19 protein-coding genes and 1 riboswitch are annotated in these 20018 nt (G+C 46.5%); of the genes, 11 read left to right on the forward strand and 8 right to left on the reverse strand.

Translation table 11 applies throughout. The features are described 5' to 3' along the window. Nucleotides 1-13: 13 nt before the first annotated feature. From GJB59_RS11695 to GJB59_RS11710, 4 genes are all read right to left on the reverse strand, one after another. Nucleotides 14-403 carry a hypothetical protein gene (locus tag GJB59_RS11695; RefSeq protein WP_142828168.1) on the reverse strand — a complete coding sequence of 130 codons (390 nt, stop codon included), beginning with the start codon at nucleotides 401-403 and terminating at the stop codon, nucleotides 14-16. A gap of 182 nt (nucleotides 404-585) precedes the next feature. Continuing rightward, nucleotides 586-1305: a hypothetical protein gene (locus GJB59_RS11700; RefSeq protein ID WP_142828170.1), complete on the reverse strand. Its 720-nt coding sequence runs from the start codon at nucleotides 1303-1305 to the stop codon at nucleotides 586-588. Between the two features lies 1 nt (nucleotide 1306). Next, the gene (locus GJB59_RS11705) at nucleotides 1307-2179 is read right to left on the reverse strand and encodes an ABC transporter ATP-binding protein (protein ID WP_142828172.1); all 873 of its coding nucleotides are present in this window, start codon (nucleotides 2177-2179) and stop codon (nucleotides 1307-1309) included. Next, a complete protein-coding gene (locus GJB59_RS11710) occupies nucleotides 2179-2553 on the reverse strand; it encodes a GntR family transcriptional regulator (RefSeq protein ID WP_142828174.1) in 375 nt (124 codons plus the stop codon). The genes GJB59_RS11705 and GJB59_RS11710 overlap by 1 nt, the downstream gene beginning before the upstream one ends. Before the next feature lie 182 nt (nucleotides 2554-2735). On the opposite strand from GJB59_RS11710, the gene GJB59_RS11715 reads away from it, so the two are divergent. The 9 genes from GJB59_RS11715 (at nucleotide 2736) to GJB59_RS11755 (ending at nucleotide 12153) form a co-directional block, all read left to right on the forward strand. Continuing rightward, nucleotides 2736-2939 carry a hypothetical protein gene (locus GJB59_RS11715; protein WP_142828175.1) on the forward strand — a complete coding sequence of 68 codons (204 nt, stop codon included), beginning with the start codon at nucleotides 2736-2738 and terminating at the stop codon, nucleotides 2937-2939. A 170-nt stretch (nucleotides 2940-3109) separates the two neighbouring features. After that, nucleotides 3110-4309 carry an acyl-CoA dehydrogenase family protein gene (locus GJB59_RS11720; RefSeq protein ID WP_142828177.1) on the forward strand — a complete coding sequence of 400 codons (1200 nt, stop codon included), beginning with the start codon at nucleotides 3110-3112 and terminating at the stop codon, nucleotides 4307-4309. 192 nt (nucleotides 4310-4501) lie between these two features. Beyond that, nucleotides 4502-5218 carry a PspA/IM30 family protein gene (locus tag GJB59_RS11725; RefSeq protein ID WP_142828179.1) on the forward strand — a complete coding sequence of 239 codons (717 nt, stop codon included), beginning with the start codon at nucleotides 4502-4504 and terminating at the stop codon, nucleotides 5216-5218. A gap of 48 nt (nucleotides 5219-5266) precedes the next feature. Next, the gene (locus tag GJB59_RS11730) at nucleotides 5267-6295 is read left to right on the forward strand and encodes a TFIIB-type zinc ribbon-containing protein (RefSeq protein ID WP_142828181.1); all 1029 of its coding nucleotides are present in this window, start codon (nucleotides 5267-5269) and stop codon (nucleotides 6293-6295) included. Then, nucleotides 6292-7071 (forward strand): TPM domain-containing protein, encoded by a 780-nt coding sequence (locus tag GJB59_RS11735; protein WP_142828182.1) that lies wholly within the window; start codon nucleotides 6292-6294, stop codon nucleotides 7069-7071. Before GJB59_RS11730 ends, GJB59_RS11735 begins: the two co-directional genes overlap by 4 nt. 32 nt (nucleotides 7072-7103) lie before the next feature. Continuing rightward, nucleotides 7104-8102, forward strand: coding sequence for an SPFH domain-containing protein (locus GJB59_RS11740; protein WP_142828428.1), 999 nt, complete (start codon nucleotides 7104-7106; stop codon nucleotides 8100-8102). 256 nt (nucleotides 8103-8358) lie between these two features. Then, entirely contained in the window at nucleotides 8359-9966 is a 1608-nt protein-coding gene (gene dcuS, locus GJB59_RS11745; protein WP_142828184.1) for a DcuS/MalK family sensor histidine kinase, read from the forward strand. Continuing rightward, entirely contained in the window at nucleotides 9963-10679 is a 717-nt protein-coding gene (locus tag GJB59_RS11750; protein WP_142828186.1) for a response regulator, read from the forward strand. The genes dcuS and GJB59_RS11750 overlap by 4 nt, the downstream gene beginning before the upstream one ends. Nucleotides 10680-10842: 163 nt before the next feature. Continuing rightward, nucleotides 10843-12153 (forward strand): 2-hydroxycarboxylate transporter family protein, encoded by a 1311-nt coding sequence (locus tag GJB59_RS11755; RefSeq protein ID WP_236015645.1) that lies wholly within the window; start codon nucleotides 10843-10845, stop codon nucleotides 12151-12153. Between the two features lie 355 nt (nucleotides 12154-12508). On the opposite strand, the gene GJB59_RS11760 is transcribed toward GJB59_RS11755, so the two are convergent. Both GJB59_RS11760 and GJB59_RS11765 read right to left on the reverse strand, forming a co-directional pair. Next, nucleotides 12509-12733: a helix-turn-helix domain-containing protein gene (locus tag GJB59_RS11760; protein ID WP_142828188.1), complete on the reverse strand. Its 225-nt coding sequence runs from the start codon at nucleotides 12731-12733 to the stop codon at nucleotides 12509-12511. Nucleotides 12734-12743: 10 nt separating this feature from the next. After that, nucleotides 12744-13223 carry a DUF2975 domain-containing protein gene (locus GJB59_RS11765; RefSeq protein WP_142828190.1) on the reverse strand — a complete coding sequence of 160 codons (480 nt, stop codon included), beginning with the start codon at nucleotides 13221-13223 and terminating at the stop codon, nucleotides 12744-12746. Nucleotides 13224-13716: 493 nt separating this feature from the next. Beyond that, nucleotides 13717-13896: riboswitch (cobalamin riboswitch) on the forward strand. A gap of 162 nt (nucleotides 13897-14058) precedes the next feature. Between GJB59_RS11765 and metE the strand changes: the two genes are divergently transcribed. Beyond that, nucleotides 14059-16344 (forward strand): 5-methyltetrahydropteroyltriglutamate--homocysteine S-methyltransferase, encoded by a 2286-nt coding sequence (gene metE, locus GJB59_RS11770; RefSeq protein WP_142828192.1) that lies wholly within the window; start codon nucleotides 14059-14061, stop codon nucleotides 16342-16344. A 151-nt stretch (nucleotides 16345-16495) separates the two neighbouring features. Here metE and GJB59_RS11775 read toward each other — a convergent pair whose 3' ends face one another. Further along, on the reverse strand, nucleotides 16496-17860 hold the full coding sequence (locus GJB59_RS11775; protein WP_142828193.1) for a YjiH family protein: 1365 nt from the start codon (nucleotides 17858-17860) through the stop codon (nucleotides 16496-16498). Then, nucleotides 17857-19185, reverse strand: a complete 1329-nt coding sequence (locus tag GJB59_RS11780; RefSeq protein WP_142828195.1) for a sigma 54-interacting transcriptional regulator — start codon at nucleotides 19183-19185, stop codon at nucleotides 17857-17859. The genes GJB59_RS11775 and GJB59_RS11780 overlap by 4 nt, the downstream gene beginning before the upstream one ends. A gap of 315 nt (nucleotides 19186-19500) precedes the next feature. On the opposite strand from GJB59_RS11780, the gene GJB59_RS11785 reads away from it, so the two are divergent. Beyond that, nucleotides 19501-20001 (forward strand): pyridoxamine 5'-phosphate oxidase family protein, encoded by a 501-nt coding sequence (locus GJB59_RS11785; RefSeq protein ID WP_142828197.1) that lies wholly within the window; start codon nucleotides 19501-19503, stop codon nucleotides 19999-20001. The last annotated feature ends 17 nt before the right edge of the window (nucleotides 20002-20018 follow it).

The following is a 20018-nucleotide window of genomic DNA, read 5'->3' on the forward strand; positions in this document are numbered from 1 at the left end:
TTCAGGGGATTTTCTATTCTTTTTCCGTCAAAAAAGTGATGACTGCAAACAGCAGGAACGCTATCAGCAGGATGCTGCCACCTACGATAAACAGGATCATGACCAAGGTTTCATTCCAGTTGAATGGATTTAGGTTATACAGCCACATGCCGCCGGTCAGTGCAAAAGCACCGACCATCGCAAGGACACTATGAATGGCAATAAGCTTTTTGTATTTGATTGTGTAGACTCTGTAGAAGATTCCCCAAGCAAACACCGATAGCCAGCCTACGAGCAGGATGTGTGCATGAATCGGACGCAGGGCATAATCCATTTCCCCGGCCATTTGTGAACCGAGAAAGGTGCCGAACAAACCGAATATTGCTGAAAAGCGTATTAAACGAAGACTCCAAGTTTTTTCCATGATGGTACCTCCAGATTATGATTGTTTCAGATTGCAATGCCGCAAAGCTGATAATGAATTTACTCTCTTATCCTAATATATTGGGAGCTCAAATGATACTTCGCTCCGTTTATGTGTTGATAGAATTTTAAAAAAGGCCTTGCCAAAACCCGATATGGGTAGTGGCAAGGCCTTTTTGTTTCTTACATTTTAATCGAAATGCGTTTCGTCAACATTCTCGTGGATACCAACAGTACTGCAATCAACATCAGCGAACCGGCGAGTGCCAGGAAAGGGCTGGCGTCAGCTGGAATCTCCGGAACCCATGGAATAACAGAACTTAAGCCGCCATCTCCCCAGAAATAGCCGTTTAGGCTGAGGGCTGCTATTGCAATCCCGACAAAACCAAATCCGATGACCCAGCCGAAACGGTAATAGCCAACGCCGATCAGCCAGCCAATTAAGTGATAGGTAAAGGCATTCAGGAAGAAAATGCCTGCGGCTGAAAGCCACCCTGATCCTGGATCGTATAAAGGTGCAGCGTCTGTATCGATCGGCAATGCGGCAAAGTTGGAAATCAGATGTTCAATGACATTCACTGCGAGGGGCACCAAAGTGACAGCCAGCGCCAATGCCAGTGTAGAGATGACGGTTCCGACATACAGGTCTTTGCGGGTGATGCCGTGCTGTACATAGTACCCCATGAAGGCATAGGCTGCGATGATTCCGCAAACCAGCATGAAAATGGCTACGGATTGGCTGGAAAAGACGAAAAACTGTTGGATGGTGGTGTCGTTTCTGGCCACAATGATCATTCCGATTATATGACCTGCAATCAAGAATGAGAAAAACCAGATGGCCCATTTGAATTGTTCGTAAAAGAGGTCGAATGCAACTTTTGGGTAAAGTTTGACTGATTTCATTTTAATGTGCCTCCTCTGTTAAGTGGATGAACAGATCCTGCAGTGACACGGGGCCGATTTCTAGACCCTGCTGATGGGCAGCGAGCTGGTGCTGTTCACTCAGCGTTCCGTATACCATCACGGATTTTGTGCCTCCAAGCTTTTGTTCGTTCAAGAGTTTCATGCCAGAGACGAAGGCATCAACTTGATCCGCCGCTCCGGTGATGGAAGCTCCTTGAGCAGAGATGGTTTCATAATCTTCATTCATCAGCAACCGGCCATGATCGATGATAACGACATTATCGAAAAGGTAATCCATTTCCGAAACAAGGTGCGTGGAAAGAATGAAGGTCCGCGGATGTTTTGCTTGATCTGCTAAGATCTCCTGGTAAAAAATTTCGCGGGCCGGAGCATCCATACCAATATATGCTTCATCAAAAATCGTAATCGGCGTACGGCTGGCAAGTCCAATGACGACATTCAATGCTGATTGCATTCCTTTAGACAATTTGTAAATGGGCTTATCGAGAGGAAGCTTAAAGCGCTTCAGCAAATAGTCAGCGTACTCCTTGTCGTAGTTTGGGCGGTAACTTTCCGGGAATTCGAGCATGGCAGGAATCTTTTGGTACTCGTCTGCATAGTTTTTTTCATAGATAAAACCAACCTGCTGCATCTTTTCCGGATTTTCAAAAACAGCTTCGCCATCAATTTCCACTTGTCCCTGTGTCGGTTCACGGAATGCGGCAAGCAAAGATAGGAGGGTGGTCTTGCCGGCACCGTTGCGTCCGATCAGTCCGTGAATCTTGCCGGCTTCAAGCGTCAGTGAAATATCTTTCAATGCTTCAAATTTCCCGAATTTCAACGTGACATTGTTCAATTCGATCTTGGCAGCCATTAGACTTCACTTCCTTTCGTGTTTTTGATCAGTTCAATAACTTCTGCTTGCGTAATACCGAGCTTGTTAGCTTCTTGCATAAGGCTTTTAACATAATTATCGACAAACGCCTCTTTTCGCTGCCCCATTAATGTCTGTTTCGCACCTTCAGCTACAAACATCCCGATCCCTCTCCTCTTGAATAAGATTCCTTCTTCCACCAGCTGATTGATCCCTTTTGAAACGGTTGCGTGATTGATCTTATAGAAGCTGACCAACTGATTGGTCGATGGTGCTTGATCGCCTTCTTTCAGTTGATCGTTGACAATCTGATCTTCAATCAATTCGCGGACCTGCATAAAAATCGGCTTGCTCGAATCAAACGCATTGCTCACTGCAAACACCTCCTAATTTGGAATAGGTAATATGGTTATATACTTATGCATATAACCATATTACCTTTTTGTTTGTTTGTCAATTGTTTTCGTGCCAGGCACCAACACAATTACGCAGAGTGGTTAATATTGGACACAATGGGTAAACAACTAGTAAATCTTTAAAAACCGGAGGGATAGCAATGACAAGAAAAGGTACAGCAGGCAGAACACCTGATCAACAATCGGCTCCTCCAGAGTCGGGAATCGATAAAGTCGTCAAGAAAACGAAAGAAGCTTTGGACGGTGATAATAAAGCGACTGACTATAAAGACGTCGAAGATGAAATGGATGAAGCAAAAGAGCACTCTAAAGGGATAACAGATAAAAAGACTCGAAAAGATTAAAAATACAGAATGCAAGGCATCGTAAGTATCCCATTGGGTTATCGGCGGTGCCTTTTATATGTGCTTTCAAAATTCTCAATTGTGTGGGTGCCAGGCACCAACTTATGCTCTTCAAAAAAGGATTGTCTGCCAGTTCTGCAGAATAGAACAATTGAAAGGGGCGATTGAAGATGGACTTTTCTTTCACACCAGAACAAGAGATGCTGCGCCGCACAACACGGAGCTTTGTAGATAAAGAAATCATGCCGTTTATCGAGGAATGGGACCGTGCAGGCAAATCGGATCCGGCGATTTATGGAAAGCTGGCGGATCTCGGGCTGATGGGCGTCTGCATCCCTGAAGCATACGGCGGCAGCGGCATGGATTATAATTCTTTGGCCATTGTCTGTGAGGAACTGGAGCGTGGAGACACGGCTTTCCGGACTGCTGTTTCTGTCCATACTGGTTTGAACAGCTTAACCATTCTTCAATGGGGGACGGAAGAACAAAAGCAACAGTATCTCATTCCTCAGGCAAAGGGGGAGAAGATCGGTGCTTTCGGATTGACGGAACCAGGCGCTGGATCGGATGTGGCGGCGATGAAGACGACCGCTGTGAAAAGAGGACAACATTACGTATTAAACGGGCAGAAGACTTGGATTTCCTTGAGCGAGGTGGCGGACCATTTCCTGGTGTTTGCCTATACCGGTGAGCAGTTGCAGAAGCATGGCGCGATTTCCGCTTTTATTGTAGAACGCACATGGGCAGGTTTTTCTTCCAAGGCCATCAAAGGCAAGCACGGCATACGGGCAGGCAATACTGGAGAGTTGTTTTTTGAGGACGTCCAAGTCCCGGCAGAGAATTTGCTGGGTCAAGAAGGCGAAGGATTCAAAATAGCAATGTCGGCACTCGATAACGGCCGATTCACGGTTGCTGCCGGAGCGGTTGGACAGATTATGGCATGTCTCGAGGCAAGCATCAGCTATTGCCATGAACGCCAGACGTTCGGCAAGGAAATCGGCCGCCATCAGCTGGTCCAGCAAATGATCGCAAAAATGGAAGCGGGCTTTCAGATGAGCCGGCTGCTTGTTTACCGTGCCGGTGAACTGAAAAACCAGGGCAAACGCAATACGAGGGAAACGTCCCTGGCAAAATGGCAAGCGTGTGATTTTGCCAATCAGGCAGCGGATGACGCTTTCCAGATCCACGGTGCCTATGGCTATTCAGACGAATACCCGGTCAGCCGCTACTTGCGCAATTCCAAAGCGCCGGTCATCTATGAAGGAACGCGGGAAATCCATACCATTATGCAAGCGGAATATGTACTCGGCTACAAGGAAGACAAAGCTTTATCGAAAACATTACCGGCATGGGAACGGCAAACCGAATAGTTTTTTCAAAATATTAACTGAAGCGCACAATGGGATATACTGTATTGGAGAACTCTTTTCATCTTGTATGCGCAACAGCAGGGATTTTAATTGGTTGTATGCTTAATCTCTACAAGTAATGGGTAAATCTTTCATTAAGAAAGAGCGGCTGCTCGGCAGTCCCGCAAAAACCACAAAAAGAGGAGAATGATGATGGAAATTTTAAAACGGTTTAAAGACATTATGACAAGCAATATTAACGCTTTATTGGACAAGGCAGAAGATCCGGAAAAGATGATTGACCAGTATTTGCGTGATTTGAACAGCGACTTGGGAAAAGTGAAATCAGAAACTGCAGCGATCATGGCAGCTGAAAAACGGGAGCGCCGTGAGCTTGAAGAATTTGAAAAGGAAATTGGCGACATGCAGCGCTATGCGGTAAACGCGTTGGAAGCCGGCAACGAAGACGACGCACGAAAATTCCTGCAGCGCAAGGCAGAGCTTTCTGAAAAACTGACAGACAAACAAACGGCAGTGGAACTTGCGGCTGCCAATACGCAACAGATGCGCCAGATGCACGATAAGCTGGAATCGGATATCGGCGAGCTTGAATCCCGCCGCTCGGAGCTGAAAGGCAAGGCGTCTGTAGCAAAGACTCAAAAACGCATGAACGATTTCGCTTCTTCAGTGGACGGTGCTGGCGAACGGATTTCCGCTTTCGACAAGATGGAGCAGAAAATCAACCAGGAGCTGGATGAAGCCATTGCGATGTCGGAGTTGAACAAAAGTTCAGGAACGGACATCAAAGACCTTGCTTCAAAATACGACAGCGATTCTTCTGTCGATGACGAGCTGGAATCCCTGAAATCGGGCATCAACGTGGACGATGAACTGGAAGCATTAAAAGGTCAATTGGGCAAAAATGAATGATGGCTCCCGTACGGACAGTTTCCTTTAAACTGAAAGGAGGCGGACGGAATGGTTATTCAGTATAAATGTCCAAACTGTGGTGCGGACATGTCGTTCGACAGCGAATCGGGCCACTTGTCATGTCCAAGCTGCGGCAGACAGGATGAAATCGAGACATTCCCGGAAACCAATATCCTGCGGAAGTTCGACCCGGGTGAAGCAAAGGAATACCATTGCGAAAACTGTGGAGCGGTCATTTTGACTGAAGCGGAAACCACCGCAACTCATTGCAGTTTCTGTGGCGCGCCAGTGCTGATAGCGGACCGGCTGAGCGGTGACTTGGCTCCCGCCAAAGTGATCCCCTTCACCATCAGCAAGGAAGAAGCTGTCGCCGCTTTCCAGAAGTGGACGAAGAACGGCCGGCTGACGCCAAGGGGCTTCACAAGCGGCGACCGGATCAAAAAGATGGCCGGCATGTATGTGCCGTTTTGGCTTTATGACATTGACGGAACAGCAGACGTGGCGGCACTTGCGACAAGGGTGCGCAGCTATACGAGAGGCGACACAATTTATACGGAGACTGATTTTTACGATGTCCGCCGGAAAATGGACCTTAGCTACCTGAAAGTGCCTGCAGATGCTTCGGAAAAGATGGACGACGAATTGATGGATAAACTTGAGCCCTACAATTACGAAGAGCTGAAAGACTTCAGAATGCCTTATTTGGCCGGATATCTTGCCGAAAAATACGATTACGACGATGAAGCGCTGTTTTCACGGATCGAATCCAAGATTGTGCCGTATATCGATTCGTACATAAGCAGCACCGTTTCCGGCTATTCAACCGTCAGCTATACCAATAAACAGATCCAGACGAATAAAAAAAATGTCTACTATACCTTGTTTCCGGTGTGGATGGTTTATTATGATTTCGAAAACAAAGAACATACCTTTGCGATGAACGGCCAAACAGGAAAAGTGGTCGGCAAGCCGCCAATCAGTCCGTTCAAAGTTGCGGCCTGGTTCACCGGCATTGCGGCTTCCACTTTTGCAGTGATGAAAGTGATTTCGTTCGCTGTAGGAGGTGTTCTTTGGTGAAGGGATTTCAAGTGAAATGGCTGTTGATATTTTCAATCCTGTTGGTTTTTAGTGGAGTCGGCGGCATTACCGCGTCGGCTGCTGTGGATCAGCGCGTTTACGACAACGCCGATCTGCTGAGCGAATCGGAAATTGCAGAATTGGAAGCTGTCGCAGCGGAACATAGCCGGAAACACGGAACGGATTTTCTGTTTTGGACCACTGCAGATGAACAATCGCTTTACATCCAGGATGATATGGGTGATTTCTATGATACGTGGGCCGAAGAGAACGGGCAGGAAAATGCAGTTCTGCTGTCGATGAATATCGCGACGCGTGATGTTTATCTGGCGGGTTTTGGAACAGCGGAAAGGTCACTGGATAACCAGCGTGTCAATTTGGTGCTGGACCGGATCATCCCGGAAATGCAGCGGGGCGACTACGCGGACGCTTTCCATGAGACGGTGACAACTTCGAGCCGCTACATGGAATTCCGTCCCGGTGTCAATCCGGAAAACATTTTCTTTAAAACCTGGTTCCAACTGGCGATTGCATTGCTGTTGGGCGCAGGGGTTGTCGGTTTCATGCTCTATAATTCAGGTGGACGTGTGACCACGACTTCCACAACCTATTTTGATGACGATCACACAAAAGTGACCAGCAAGCTTGACCAGTTCCGCAATAAAACCATATCACGCCGTAAGGTTCCGAAGAAAAGCAGCGGAGGCGGAGGTTTTGGAGGCGGCGGAAGCACAGGAGGCGGACGCTCATTTAGTGGTGGCGGCCGTAAATTCTAGAACGGAATGTACCAAAGGAGGGAATGAACAGAATGGGGTTTTTCAGCAATCAATTTGCAGATGTAGTGGAATGGGAAGAATTCAGGGAAGACATGATTTTCTGGAAATGGACCAATAACGAAGTCAAAAAAGGCAGCAGGCTTATTATTCGACCCGGCCAGGATGCCATTTTTATCAACAACGGCAAGGTTGAAGGAATCTTTGAAGACGAAGGCGAGTACGACATCGAATCGGAGATTGTGCCATTCCTGTCTACCTTGAAAGGATTCCGCTTCGGCTTTAACAGCGGCATGCGGGTGGAAGTGCTCTTTGTGAATACCAAAGAGTTCACGGTCAAATGGGGGACGCAAAATCCGATCAACATCCCGGCGCCCCAGCTGCCAGGCGGCATGCCAATCCGCGCAAACGGCACATTCCAGTTCAAGGTCAGCGATTATGTAGGTTTGATCGATAAGATTGCGGGTGTCCGGAACAGCTACTTGGTAGACGATGTGAAAATTCGCATCACTGCAATTTTGGATCAGCTCTTGATGAAATGGATGACCAAAGAAGGCAAGGACATGTTCAACCTGCAAGCCAATGCGCATGAAATCGGCCAAGGCATCCAAGATGACCTGAACATGCAGCTCATGGATGACGGCATGAAAGTTACCGGCTTCCAAGTCATGAGTTTCAATTATCCGAAAGAAATCCAGGACATGATCAATAAAAACGCGTCGCACGGCATGATCGGCGACGTCGGGAAATACCAGCAGATTTCAGTGGCCGACGCCATGGGCAAATCTTCCGGATCCAATACAGCTTCCGACATGGCCGGCATGATGATGGGCATGAACATTGCCAAAGAAATGATGGACGGCCAAAAAGAATCAAGTGCAGGCAATCAGCAAAAAACAGCCGGTGCAGGTTCGGGCGATTCAGCTGCTCAATCCGACGGCAGCGAAAAGGCGGTGCCGAAATTCTGTCCAAACTGCGGACAGAAAAACGAAGGCGCAAAATTCTGCCCGAATTGTGGACAGAAGCTTGGTTAAATAGATGTGAAAAACCGCTGCCGGGATGAAAATCCCGGCAGCGGTTTTTTTGAGTAACGTAGCAAAATGTGGACACCATGCTGACAGTGCTTCAACTTTCTTCCGCCTCGTTCCTGTTCAGTGGTTTCAAAAGCTGATTCTTTCATTCCACTAATATAGTAGAATAGCAGAAGGGCTCGGCTTTAGGCTGATAGAGGGATTTGGTTTTCAGGTACAGCCGAACTAGCGAGCATTAACAGGAACGGAGCGGCAGCTAATGAATTTATCACGCTTTAAATTGAGTACGGTCATCATCTTCTTTATCTGTCTTGTAGTATTGATTTCCCTGTCAATCACCATTCTTCTCGTTACCGATATGACAAGCGAAAATATAGAAAGCCAACTAGAAGAAAAAGCAGTTACTCTTTCACGCACGGTTGCAGAATCACAAATAGTTCAAAATGGCTTGCTGAGGACTGAGCTGGAGACAGAGATACAACAGTACACGTCAACCATTCAGGAAGCGACAGACGTACTGTTTATTGTTGTCATGGATATGGAAGGTTTGCGGAAATCCCATCCGGATCCTCAACAAATCGGACAACCTTTTGTTGGTGCAGATGAAAAACAGGTACTATTGGGCGAAGACTATACGTCACGTTCAGAAGGGACGCTCGGAAAATCCCTGCGTTCTTTTACGCCCATAATGGATGCGGAGGAAAATCAGATCGGGGCAGTGGCAGTCGGAATTTCACTCGATGAGGTCCAATCTTCCATCGACCAGAGCTTGCTGAAAATACTGACTGGCTCTGCCATAGGCTTGTTGGTCGGCATTATCGGCGCTTTCTGGTTGGCCTGGTATATTAAGAAAAGCCTGTTTGGGTTGGAGCCGTATGCCATTGCCCGCATCCATGAAGAGCGGAACCAGATGCTGCAATCTGTCTATGAAGGGGTTATTGCGATTGATGCGGACGCGAAGATCGTGCTGGTCAATAAATCAGCGAGACGGATTTTCCATCAAGCTGGATTGATGGCCAAGGAACCAATCGGCATGGACATCAACGAGTTTTTACCGGGCGCTATGCTGGAGCGGATGCTGGATCAAAGGCAGCCGGAATTGGATAAGGAACAAAGTTTCAACAGTGTTTCTGTTATTTCAAACCATGTACCGCTGGTGGTCAATCATCACGTGATCGGAGCAATTGCTACATTCCGTGACAAGACAGAAGTGAATCAACTGGCCGAACAGCTGACAGGCGTCCAGTTATATGCCGACACGCTGCGTGCGCAATCGCATGAATTCATGAATCAGCTGCATGTACTGCTCGGCATGATCAAGCTCGAAGAGTATGGGCAGGTCAAGCGGTTTATTGCCAAGCTGACTGACCATCAAGCCCATGAGGTCGGGGCTGTCACACAGTACATAAAAGACCCGGTTCTTTCGGGATTTATCATTGGGAAAATCAGCTATGCAAGAGAAGCGCATGTTGAACTTGCTATCCAGTGCAAAACAGAGATTCCGCAGCCTAAAGATCGGGCTGTTACACATGAACTCATCACAATTCTCGGCAATATTATCGACAATGCAATTGATAGTGTGTCGGGCATGGAAAAGCAGATTATCTCCGTTCATTTTTCCTATATTGATGAATTGCTGGAGCTGACCGTAGCAGACTCTGGTCCCGGCATTCCAAAAGGCATGCAGGAGTCCGTCTTTTCAAAAGGCATCTCTACAAAAAAAGGAAAAGATCGAGGATTCGGCCTTTACTTAGTGAAAAACAGTGTTGAAAAACTGGAAGGCTCGATCGATATTATATCGGAACTGGATGGAGCCGTGTTTTCCATCATCGTTCCATATGAAGAAGTAGGAGGTGAAAAACAATGATCAACGTGCTGATCGTAGAAGATGACCCGATGGTGGCAGAACTGAATCGTCAATATGTTGCACAGGTGGAAGGTTTTTTCGTGACCGGGCGCGCGGCCGATGCAGTGGGAGCCCTCGAGCTGCTGGCTGCGGAAAAAGTGGACTTGCTGCTGCTTGATATCCACATGCCTGGCATGAACGGCCTGGATTTTTTGCGGCAGCTCCGGGAAGAAAAAAAGGATCTGGACGTCATCCTCATTACAGCGGCTTCTAAAATCAGTCAGATTCAGCAGGCACTGAGGCTTGGTGCAGTCGATTATTTAATCAAGCCGTTTGAGTTCAGCCGGTTCCAAGAAGCGTTGCTGCAATACAAAAACCAATATTATGGCCTTGATGATAAGGACAAAGTGGATCAGCAGGAGCTTGACCGAATGCTTCAAAAAAAGGGTGAGCCTGTTCAAGAAACCGAAAACTTTGGTGCAGTGCCGAAAGGACTGACAAAAACGACTTTGAAAAAAATCGTTGAAGTGACATTACAGATAGAAACGGATACGTTTTCGACAGAAGATATCGCGGAAATCAGCCAGATATCAAGAGTATCAGTGAGAAAGTATTTGAAATTCCTGACTGAAATCGACTATCTCGAAGAAAATCTTGTTTATGGAATCGGCCGTCCCATTTATCGCTATCTCGTTAAAGAAGATAATCGATCCCGTATAACGCCGTATTTGTAGAAGCAGCCACTCCGGCTGCTTTTTTTAATTACAATAAGTTCAATACTTTCATAAGGTATCCGTTTTCTGACTATTTAACTATGATTGGTATCAATAGATTGAAAGCGCTTTCCTTGAACTGCCGTCAATCATAAAGAAAAGAAAGCGGGATGGAGCTGAAAAAATGGAAGAAACAAAACGAAAAGTGCCGGCAGATGTGCCGATGAAAAAAAACTTAAGCACGTTCTCGATTTTTAATGTCCCAATTTTATGGTTTGGTATTTTTGCAGCAATCGCCCTCTATGCGATGTATACAGATAACTTGCCTGCAGGGATGATTGGAGCGCTGTTGATCATCATGGTCCTCGGTGAACTGCTCGGATGGATCGGAGACCATACCCCGATTGTCCGCACATTTTTAGGCGGCGGTGCGATTGTGGCTATATTCGGTTCAGCCTATATGGTCTATAGCGGATTGATGCCGGAAACTACGTCAACTCTTATTACGGAATTTATGCAAGATGGGGACTTCTTGAACTTCTATATCGCTGCGTTGATTACCGGCAGTATTTTGGGCATGGAGTCGAAAGTGCTTGTGAAAGCCGGCGTCCGTTATGCATTGCCTTTGCTTGCGGCAGTTGCAGGAGCAGTCGTGCTTGCGGCATTGGTCGGTATGCTGATCGGATTTAGTATTCAGGATGCTGTCTTGGTCATCGCCATGCCGATTATGGGAGGAGGCATGGGTGCCGGTGCAGTGCCAATGTCACAAGTTTACTCCGAAATGCTTGGAAACGAACCGGGTTATTACTTGTCGATATTGGTCCCTGCACTTGCGCTGGGAAATGTATTCGCCATTATTCTGGCCAGTGTATTGAACATTGTCGGCAAGAAGTACCCGAGTTTGACTGGGAATGGACAATTGATCAAAGGATTTCATTATGAGAAAAAAGAGGCGCCTGAATACAGCCTGTCCAAAATGGGCATCGGTGTCCTGGCCGCCGTGTCGTTTTATATGTTAGGGAATCTATTAGGTGATTTCATTCCATTGCATCCATACGCCATTATGATCATCCTGGTGGCAGGGTTGAAAGTGGCCAATGTCATGCCTGAAATTATTGTAGATGGTGCTAGCCAGTGGTATGAGTTTGTTGCGAGAAACTGGACCAACGCCCTGTTGATCGGCATCGGTGTTGCTTATACAGATTTGGCTGCTGTCTTGAATGCTCTAAGTATTGAGTATGTTCTTATCGTTCTTGCGGTAGTTTTGGGAGCGGTCATCGGTTCCGCCGTCGTCGGAAAGTTCATGGGCTTCTACCCGATCGAAGCAGCGATTACAGCTGGTCTATGCATGGCAAACATGGGCGGGACAGGCGACGTAGCTGTATTATCGGCAGCACGCCGAATGGAATTAATGCCATTTGCACAAATTTCATCCCGTCTTGGCGGTGCATTGATTTTGCTGCTGGCCAGTATATTCATTCCGTTCTTTATCTAGTAAACAGAAAAAATCCACCCACAGAGAATACTGTGGGTGGATTTTTGGTTTTTAACCCATTGCCGCCGCAATGGACGATCCTTCAAACTGTCATCCCATTTTCTCCCTTCAGCCGAATTGCCCGGACTGTCAGTTTTTCCAGCGCCGCCGCAAAAGAGCCGACTGCTACCGACAGAATGATGCAGATGAGGCACAGCATGTGAATACGCCGCGGATGGCGGAAATACAGAAGGCAAGTGCCAGAAGAGCAAGTAGAACAAGGACAGACTTTAGAAAAAGCAAAGGATCTTTTGCCGATTTCATAAAGAACACCTCACTTGTTATTCATTGATTGAGAAGGCGGTGAAAATGCTGACTACGAGGACGGCTCATCTTTTTCAGGACGGTATTCCAGAACATCTCCAGGCTGACAATCCAATGCTTTGCAGATTGCTTCCAATGTGGAAAGCCGAACAGCTTTTGCTTTGCCGTTTTTCAAGATGGACAGGTTGGCCATCGTGATGCCAACCCTCTCCGAAAGTTCGGTAACACTCATTTTTCGTTTTGCCAGCATCACATCGATATTGATTATAATTGCCATATCATTCACCTCAGACCGTCAGATCATTTTCAGATTTTATTTCAATCGCATTTTCCAATAACTTTTGGAGAACCGCCGCAAAGACCGCGATTACGATGGCGCCGAATGTAATGACCATTCCAAGCCCGCCAAGGCCAGGCGCATCGTCGACCTCAGCTGTGTACAGGATGATCGGCAGGCACAATACGTACAATACGGTAATGATAAGGGCGCAATATTTAATGTTTTTCAGCGCCTTCACGGATTTTTCCGAGAATGCGATATTCCGGTCAATATAGCTCAAAAGCTTCATCGCCTGATATAATGCCGCAAAATAAGCGATTGCAGTACCGTATAGCGCAATTAAAAAGATGTATTGTAAAAATGACCATTTTGGCAGAATTTCTCCGACGAACTGTGAGAGCGGAGGTACCACAAAGATGCACACTGCCAAAACTGGCAAGGCCATCAGAAAAAGTACAACTTTTAAGAATATGGTTTCTCGTTTCATGTTAAAGCACCTCGCTTGTTTAAGATTAACTCCAGTATAAAATATTATTTATCGAATTACAATAAATTAATATTGATTTATAATTTATTTTAACAATTTCCATTGTTTATTATGAATAGATTATCTTGAGAGGAAATATATCATGGATGCATTTAAAAAAGACTGAATTATCGGTTTATTTGATTTCATTTTTTGATAAAGCGGAGTATGATAAGGATAAAAGGAGGAGGAGTTTAAATGGAAGCTACCTTTGGCCTTGTGCCCATGCTCGTCCTTTCCGCCATTGTCGTTGTACTCATCGTGTCCTATTTCTTCTTCCATAACTGGGCAAAATGAGTATTGAACAGGAAAGCCGCATGCTGTTATGCGGCTTTTTATTTGTGGATATACTATGAATTTGGCAAAGGACTGAATGGCAATAGAAATAAAACCAATTTAATTTATCGGAAAAATCTATGTTTTCTGTGGTCTCTATGCTATAGTTGTCAGAATTACATAACGTGTAAGAGTTGGTGCCAAGCTGCGGCTTGGCTTAAAAGGGAAGAACGGTGAAAATCCGTCGCTGTCCCGCAACTGTAAATCGGAGCGAACCACAAATGCCACTGTCTAAGACGGGAAGGTGTGGTGAGCGTTGATGATGAGCCAGGAGACCTGCCAATTTCTAGTGCGCGCCAAATACCTACGTGGAAATAGGTGGTGACATTCATTTTGCGGCAGCAGGTTTTTTTGCATGCCCTTTAGGCATCTCTTTGACTTGAATGTTAAGCCATTTCCCATATGCGGAGATGGCTTTTTTGTGTTTGGCATCTTGTAAATCCTAAAGGAGGATCAGTAGATGAAAACAGTGAGTACAGTCGTAGGTTACCCGTATATCGGAGAGAATCGGGAATGGAAGCGCAGTTTGGAATCGTTTTGGAAAGATGCATTATCGAAGGAGCAATTCCTCGCAGAAATGAAAGAGGTTCGCCTGAACAATCTGAAGCGGCAGCAATCGCTTGGGTTGGAGTTGTTGACTGTCGGAGATTTTACTCTTTATGACCGCATGCTCGATCACGCGGTTATGTTCGGCTTAGTGCCGACCCGCTACAAATGGTCAGGCGACAAAGTTGAGCTGGAAACTTATTATGCAATGGCCCGTGGAGCGGAAAAAGTGGTGGCGTGTGAAATGACTAAATGGTTCAATACGAATTACCATTACATCGTTCCTGAATACGAAGGGCAGCTACTTGAGCTGACGGAAAACCATCTATTGGATTATTTCAATGAAGCAAAAGAAGAATTAGGAGTTGTAACAAAACCGACGATTATTGGGCCATTTACGTTTCTGCAGCTGGTGAAAGGATATGATGCCAAATCGAAAGCCATGTTCGTGCTGCAGCTTTTGCCGCTTTATGTGAAAGTGCTTCAGCAGCTCGTCGATGCAGGAGCGGAATGGATTCAAGTGGAAGAGCCTGCATTAACGCTGTCCTTGAACGAAGAAGATGTCAAACTGGTCAAGGAAATCTACACTCAATTAGCGGACGATGTACCCGCTGCGAAAATTATGCTGCAAACCTATTTTGAAGCCCTATCGGCATATGAAGAGCTGTCGCGATTGCCTGTCGCGGGAATCGGCCTTGATTTTGTCCATGGAGCAGAAGAAAATATGGCTGCTATCCGCAAATACGGTTTTCCAAAAAACTGTGTATTAGGAATCGGAACTGTGAACGGCCGTGACATTTGGCGCGCAAACTTGGCGGAAAAAGCAGTGAATCTTCAAGCCGTCCTATCCGGATGTGAAGTGACAGAAGCCTGGATTCAATCTTCCTGCAGCCTTCAGCATGCGCCGGTGACAACGAAACAAGAAACAGCCTTGCCGCATGTCCTGCTGGATGCATTATCATTTGCGGATGAAAAAATTGTAGAGCTGACGCAGCTGACCGCTTATGTGCGTGAAGGGACATGGGCAGGAAACAAGAACGTATCCGAAAGCTTACGCGCGATTGAAGCGCTGGCGCAAAACGAAGTTAGGGAAAACACACAGGTAAAAGAGCTTGTCGCGCAAATAAAGGCAAGGCATTTTACACGTCCGGTCGCCTTCAAAGAACGCCAGGAACTGCAGCAGCAAGCTCTCGGACTGCCGGTTTTTCCGACCACCACAATCGGCAGCTTCCCGCAATCCGCTGAAGTCAAGCGGACACGGAGTGCCTGGCGCAAAAAGGAAATCACGGATTCAACATATGCGGAATTTGTGAAAAGGGAAACCGAGCGCTGGATCCAAATTCAAGATGAAATCGGCTTGGATGTGCTGGTACACGGAGAATTTGAGCGGACAGACATGGTGGAATATTTCGGCGAGAAATTGACAGGCTTTGCCTTTACCCAAAAAGCTTGGGTGGTGTCTTACGGGTCCCGCTGTGTGAAGCCGCCGATCATCTACGGTGACGTTGAGTGGACTGCCCCGATGACTGTCAAGGAAGTCGTGGATGCGCAGCAATTGACTAAGAAATACGTCAAAGGAATGCTGACAGGTCCGGTGACAATCTTGAATTGGTCATTTGTCAGGGATGACATTTCACGTGAACAAACTGCCAACCAGATCGCACTGGCATTGAGAGAAGAGATTGACGCCCTTGAAAAAGCCGGCATCCAAATTATCCAAGTGGATGAACCGGCATTGCGTGAAGGCTTGCCGCTCCGCAAAGAAAATTGGAATGAATATTTGGGCTGGGGGGTGAATGCTTTTAAATTGGCGACATCTGGCGTGGCGAATGAAACGCAGATCCACACCCATATGTGCTATTGCGAATTCAATGATTTCATTGAACCGATCCGGGCCTTGGACGCAGACGTCATTTCAATTGAGACGTCGAGAAGCCATGGCGAGTTGATTGATTCACTCAAAAAGAATCCCTATGAACTGGGCGTTGGCCTTGGTGTCTATGATATTCATAGCCCGCGTGTCCCAAGCGTTGAGGAGATTGAGGCGATTTTAACAGACAGTTTAGAGGTGATTTCCAAAGAGCAATTTTGGATTAATCCGGATTGCGGCTTGAAAACAAGACAGGAAACAGAAACGGTCGCCTCGCTGAAAAATATGGTGGCAGCGGCACAAAATATACGGCAGGGACAGACTGTTTAACATACATTTTATGAACGTCCAGGAACAAGTCAGTCCTGCACGCGCAGTTTATTTTTGAATGCAACCAGCTCTCCTCAATTGGAGCGGAAACGGAATTCAAGGTAATTAAATGAAAAAAATCCACTTCCAATCGGAAGTGGATTTTTCGCTTCTATACGAATAGATGGCCAAACAGCACAAGAATCGGCAATGTGATAATAGTACGTAAAATAAAGATCACTGCCAGTTCCCAGAATTTTACCGGGATGTTCGAACGCAGAATCAAAATGCCGATTTCGGACATGTAGATGATTTGCGTTAAGGATACACCGGCCAGAACAAAGCGGGTCAATTCACTTTCGATGCCGCTTCCGAGAACAGCCGGCAGGAACATGTCTGCGAATCCTACAAGGAAAGTAGGGGCGGCTGCAGCTGCTTCAGGCAATCCCATCAACGTCAGCACCGGAATCAGCGGGTAAGAAATGATTTGGAAAAGTGGAGTATATTCCGCAACAATCAAGGCCAGTGTACCAAGAGCCATGACCAGCGGGATCAATGCCAGCCAGATATCAAGTACGGTTTCAATGCCGACCAGTGCAAGCTTTTTCGGACTTGCGGCACCATTCGCTTTGCGGCGCGCTTCATCAAATCCCCATTTGAAAAGGGAAGCTCCTTCAGGAATGGTGTCATCGATCTGTTTGCCGACCGGCGCGTAATATGTATCTTTTTTACGTGACAGCGGCGGGATGCGCGGCATAATGACCGCTGCTACCAGGCAGGCAACCGATACAGCCAAGTAGAACGGCAGGAACAGGTGGCCGATGCCGACAACATTTGCGACAACCAGGCTGAAGGCGACGGATGCGATTGAAAAAGTCGTCGCAATGACGGAAGCTTCACGCTCAGTGTAATTGCCCTCGTCATACTGTTTCATGGTCACCAGAACACCAACCGGCGCAGCACCCATCCATGATGCCATTGCATCGATCGACGAGCGGCCGGGCAAAGTGAAGACGGGGCGCATAAACTTATTGACCAATGCACCGACAAATTCCATTAAGCCGAATTCCACCAGCAAGGGCAGTAAAATTCCAGCGAACAGGAACCAGGTAAGCAATACGGGCGCCAAGTCATAGAGAACCACGCCTCCGGTATTCCGTGAAGCAATTGCTTCAGGGCCAATTTCATAATAAGCCATGATGCCAAATGCGAAAGCTAGCACACGGACGATCAGTCCGAATGGACCGTTGATGAAGGTGGAACGTAAAAAAGGCGAGTTCTGTACAATAGCAGGTTTCAAGGCAGTTGCCGCTAAGCTGGCGATTGCGGAGAAGCCGAGCAGGATCACAATGAACGGCGGGATTACGTCACCGAACGTTGTCAAGAGGAACGATGCCAGAATGCCGACCCCGATGGTGATTTCGCCGTTGTAGGAAATCGGGCATAGAAATAACAATGCGCCGATAAGGGAAGGGATCAGAAACTTCCAGGTATCAGCCGGTTGGATGGTCTTTTTTTCGCTTTGAAGCATGGTCATGTCATTTTCCCTCCAGTGGTATTTGCGTATTTTTTTAGTTTGCGGACTACAGATGGCTGGCTGATGCCCAAAATATTGGCCATCTCGGTGGTGGTCCGGTAGCGCTTTTGTGCGTTCAGTAAAACTTTTTTTTCAACAGATTCCAGAATGTGCGGAAGCGTTTGGCCATTGAGTTCAAAACCGATGCGCTCATCCGAATCCGGCTGATAGGCAATGGGAAGGTCGTCGAGTGTGATGAGCGACGATTCGCTTTCAATAAAACTGCGTTCCAGCACATTGCGCAGTTCGCGGAAATTGCCTTTCCAAGATAGCTGCAGGAAATGAAAGTACAAATCATCTGTCAACGTTTTCTGCTGGCAGTAGTTGGTGTTCAGTTCTGCCAGGAAACGGCTGATGGCCTGATCGAGGTCGTCCGGCCGCCCTCTCAACGGCTTCAGTTCGATGGAAGCCAAATGCAGCAAATAAAACAGGTCCTCACGAAAGCGACCGTCTGTAACAGCTTCTTCTATTGAAGTGGTGCTTATGGCGATGACACGGGCAGTGTGAGGCTGCTGCAAAATTTTGAACAACGCTGCCTGAGAAGCAGCGGAGAGTTGATCAATTTCATTCAGCACTAAAGTTCCGCCAGCTGCTAGGCTCATATAGCCTTCACCATCCAATCCCCCAAAACTGATTTCGAATATCGATTCCGGGATGGCACTGCAATGGACTTCAATAAACGCGGCATCCCGCCGGCTGCTTTGCGAGTGGATAAATTTAGCAAGGGCCGTTTTTCCAGTCCCGGGTTCTCCTTGGATGACAACTGGCACATCGAGCTGCGCCATTTTGGCCGCCGTTTGAAGTGCTCGGCTGGAAGAAGGGCTTTCCATGACGCAGCCCTCAATGTGCAGCTGCTGACTGCGCAAATGGGCGAGCTCGCCTTTGACTTTGGACATCTCCGATTCCAGGTTCTCCAAATATTCCTTCATAACCATCAGCTGGGACATGTCATAGGAATAGCTGACGACAAACTCCACGTCGCCCTTGTCATTAAACAACGGAATTCCAGTGATCAGCACTTTTCTTCCGGAAGGTGTATCCTGCCGCAGCACAACCTTTTTTTTCTGCTCCAGTACCAACGGCGTAATCGCAGGAGAGAAAATGCCCGCCGCTTCCAGGTCATAGATAGATTTTCCAAGCAGCTCTTCAGGCGTCACACCATAAGGTTCACCGCTGCAGGGAGAGACTTTAATGATGCGGCCTTCCCGGGTAGTGACAATGATATCTTCGTCGTAGGTATCAATGATTTCTTCATCAGTATTGGGAAGCAGAAACAAAGTATTCATCATTGACCTCCGTTATTCATTCTTGTATAGACTATACATGATTGAATAATCACATTACAAGAAAATAATTAATTATTCTTGAATAACTTTATGCGAGTTAAGGACTTTAGGGTGTTGCTCAGTAAGAGGCAGCTACAGATAATTAAGTAATTATTATGAGTTATTGAGTATTTTTATTAATGTAAGGCTAATATTTTCTTGGTGCATAAAAGCGGTGCCGCATCTATACATGAAGTTTAAAGAACGTGGGGAAGGGAATTCTAAACAGTGTAGTCAAATTACTCTATCAACATACTATAGGAGGAAAAAATAATTATGGTAAACAATACAACAAGCAATCTGGAATCTATTCAAACGGTTAATAAGCTGATCAAGGATATCAAAGTAGCGATGTTCACGACGATTTCGTCCGACAATAAAATCATTTCACGTCCAATGCAGACACAGGAAGTGGAATTTGATGGGGAACTATGGTTCCTGACAATGAAAGATACGGAGAAGTACGAGGAAATCATCAGCAATCCGAACGTCAACTTGGCATACGCAGGCAGTTCATATGTATCCATCAGCGGAACTGCTGAATTTATTGAAGATGCAGCGAAGAAAAAGGAATACTGGAATCCGATTTTTGACAAAATGCTGGACACATCTTATGATGACCCGAACGTCGTGCTGATAAAAGTCGATGCGGATTCAGCTGAATATTGGGATTCGGGCAATACCTTAAAGTCAGTCAAGACTTTCGTTAAAAAGCTGACCAATAAAGACACTGAAAAAGACCATAAAGAAATTAACGATACAGTGGATTTCAACTAAAGAACCTTCATGACCTA

Source organism: Planococcus soli (genome assembly GCF_016881065.1).
GTDB lineage: Bacteria > Bacillota > Bacilli > Bacillales_A > Planococcaceae > Planococcus > Planococcus soli.

Excerpts from the sequence above, each read along its gene's own strand:
- GJB59_RS11695 (WP_142828168.1), bottom strand. The coding sequence starts at position 403 with ATGGAAAAAACTTGGAGTCTTCGTTTAATACGCTTTTCAGCAATATTC.
- GJB59_RS11700 (WP_142828170.1), bottom strand. The coding sequence starts at position 1,305 with ATGAAATCAGTCAAACTTTACCCAAAAGTTGCATTCGACCTCTTTTAC.
- GJB59_RS11705 (WP_142828172.1), bottom strand. The coding sequence starts at position 2,179 with ATGGCTGCCAAGATCGAATTGAACAATGTCACGTTGAAATTCGGGAAA.
- GJB59_RS11715 (WP_142828175.1), top strand. The coding sequence starts at position 2,736 with ATGACAAGAAAAGGTACAGCAGGCAGAACACCTGATCAACAATCGGCT.
- GJB59_RS11720 (WP_142828177.1), top strand. The coding sequence starts at position 3,110 with ATGGACTTTTCTTTCACACCAGAACAAGAGATGCTGCGCCGCACAACA.
- GJB59_RS11725 (WP_142828179.1), top strand. The coding sequence starts at position 4,502 with ATGGAAATTTTAAAACGGTTTAAAGACATTATGACAAGCAATATTAAC.
- GJB59_RS11730 (WP_142828181.1), top strand. The coding sequence starts at position 5,267 with ATGGTTATTCAGTATAAATGTCCAAACTGTGGTGCGGACATGTCGTTC.
- GJB59_RS11740 (WP_142828428.1), top strand. The coding sequence starts at position 7,104 with ATGGGGTTTTTCAGCAATCAATTTGCAGATGTAGTGGAATGGGAAGAA.
- dcuS (WP_142828184.1), top strand. The coding sequence starts at position 8,359 with ATGAATTTATCACGCTTTAAATTGAGTACGGTCATCATCTTCTTTATC.
- GJB59_RS11750 (WP_142828186.1), top strand. The coding sequence starts at position 9,963 with ATGATCAACGTGCTGATCGTAGAAGATGACCCGATGGTGGCAGAACTG.
- GJB59_RS11755 (WP_236015645.1), top strand. The coding sequence starts at position 10,843 with ATGGAAGAAACAAAACGAAAAGTGCCGGCAGATGTGCCGATGAAAAAA.
- GJB59_RS11760 (WP_142828188.1), bottom strand. The coding sequence starts at position 12,733 with ATGGCAATTATAATCAATATCGATGTGATGCTGGCAAAACGAAAAATG.
- GJB59_RS11765 (WP_142828190.1), bottom strand. The coding sequence starts at position 13,223 with ATGAAACGAGAAACCATATTCTTAAAAGTTGTACTTTTTCTGATGGCC.
- metE (WP_142828192.1), top strand. The coding sequence starts at position 14,059 with ATGAAAACAGTGAGTACAGTCGTAGGTTACCCGTATATCGGAGAGAAT.
- GJB59_RS11775 (WP_142828193.1), bottom strand. The coding sequence starts at position 17,860 with ATGACCATGCTTCAAAGCGAAAAAAAGACCATCCAACCGGCTGATACC.
- GJB59_RS11780 (WP_142828195.1), bottom strand. The coding sequence starts at position 19,185 with ATGAATACTTTGTTTCTGCTTCCCAATACTGATGAAGAAATCATTGAT.
- GJB59_RS11785 (WP_142828197.1), top strand. The coding sequence starts at position 19,501 with ATGGTAAACAATACAACAAGCAATCTGGAATCTATTCAAACGGTTAAT.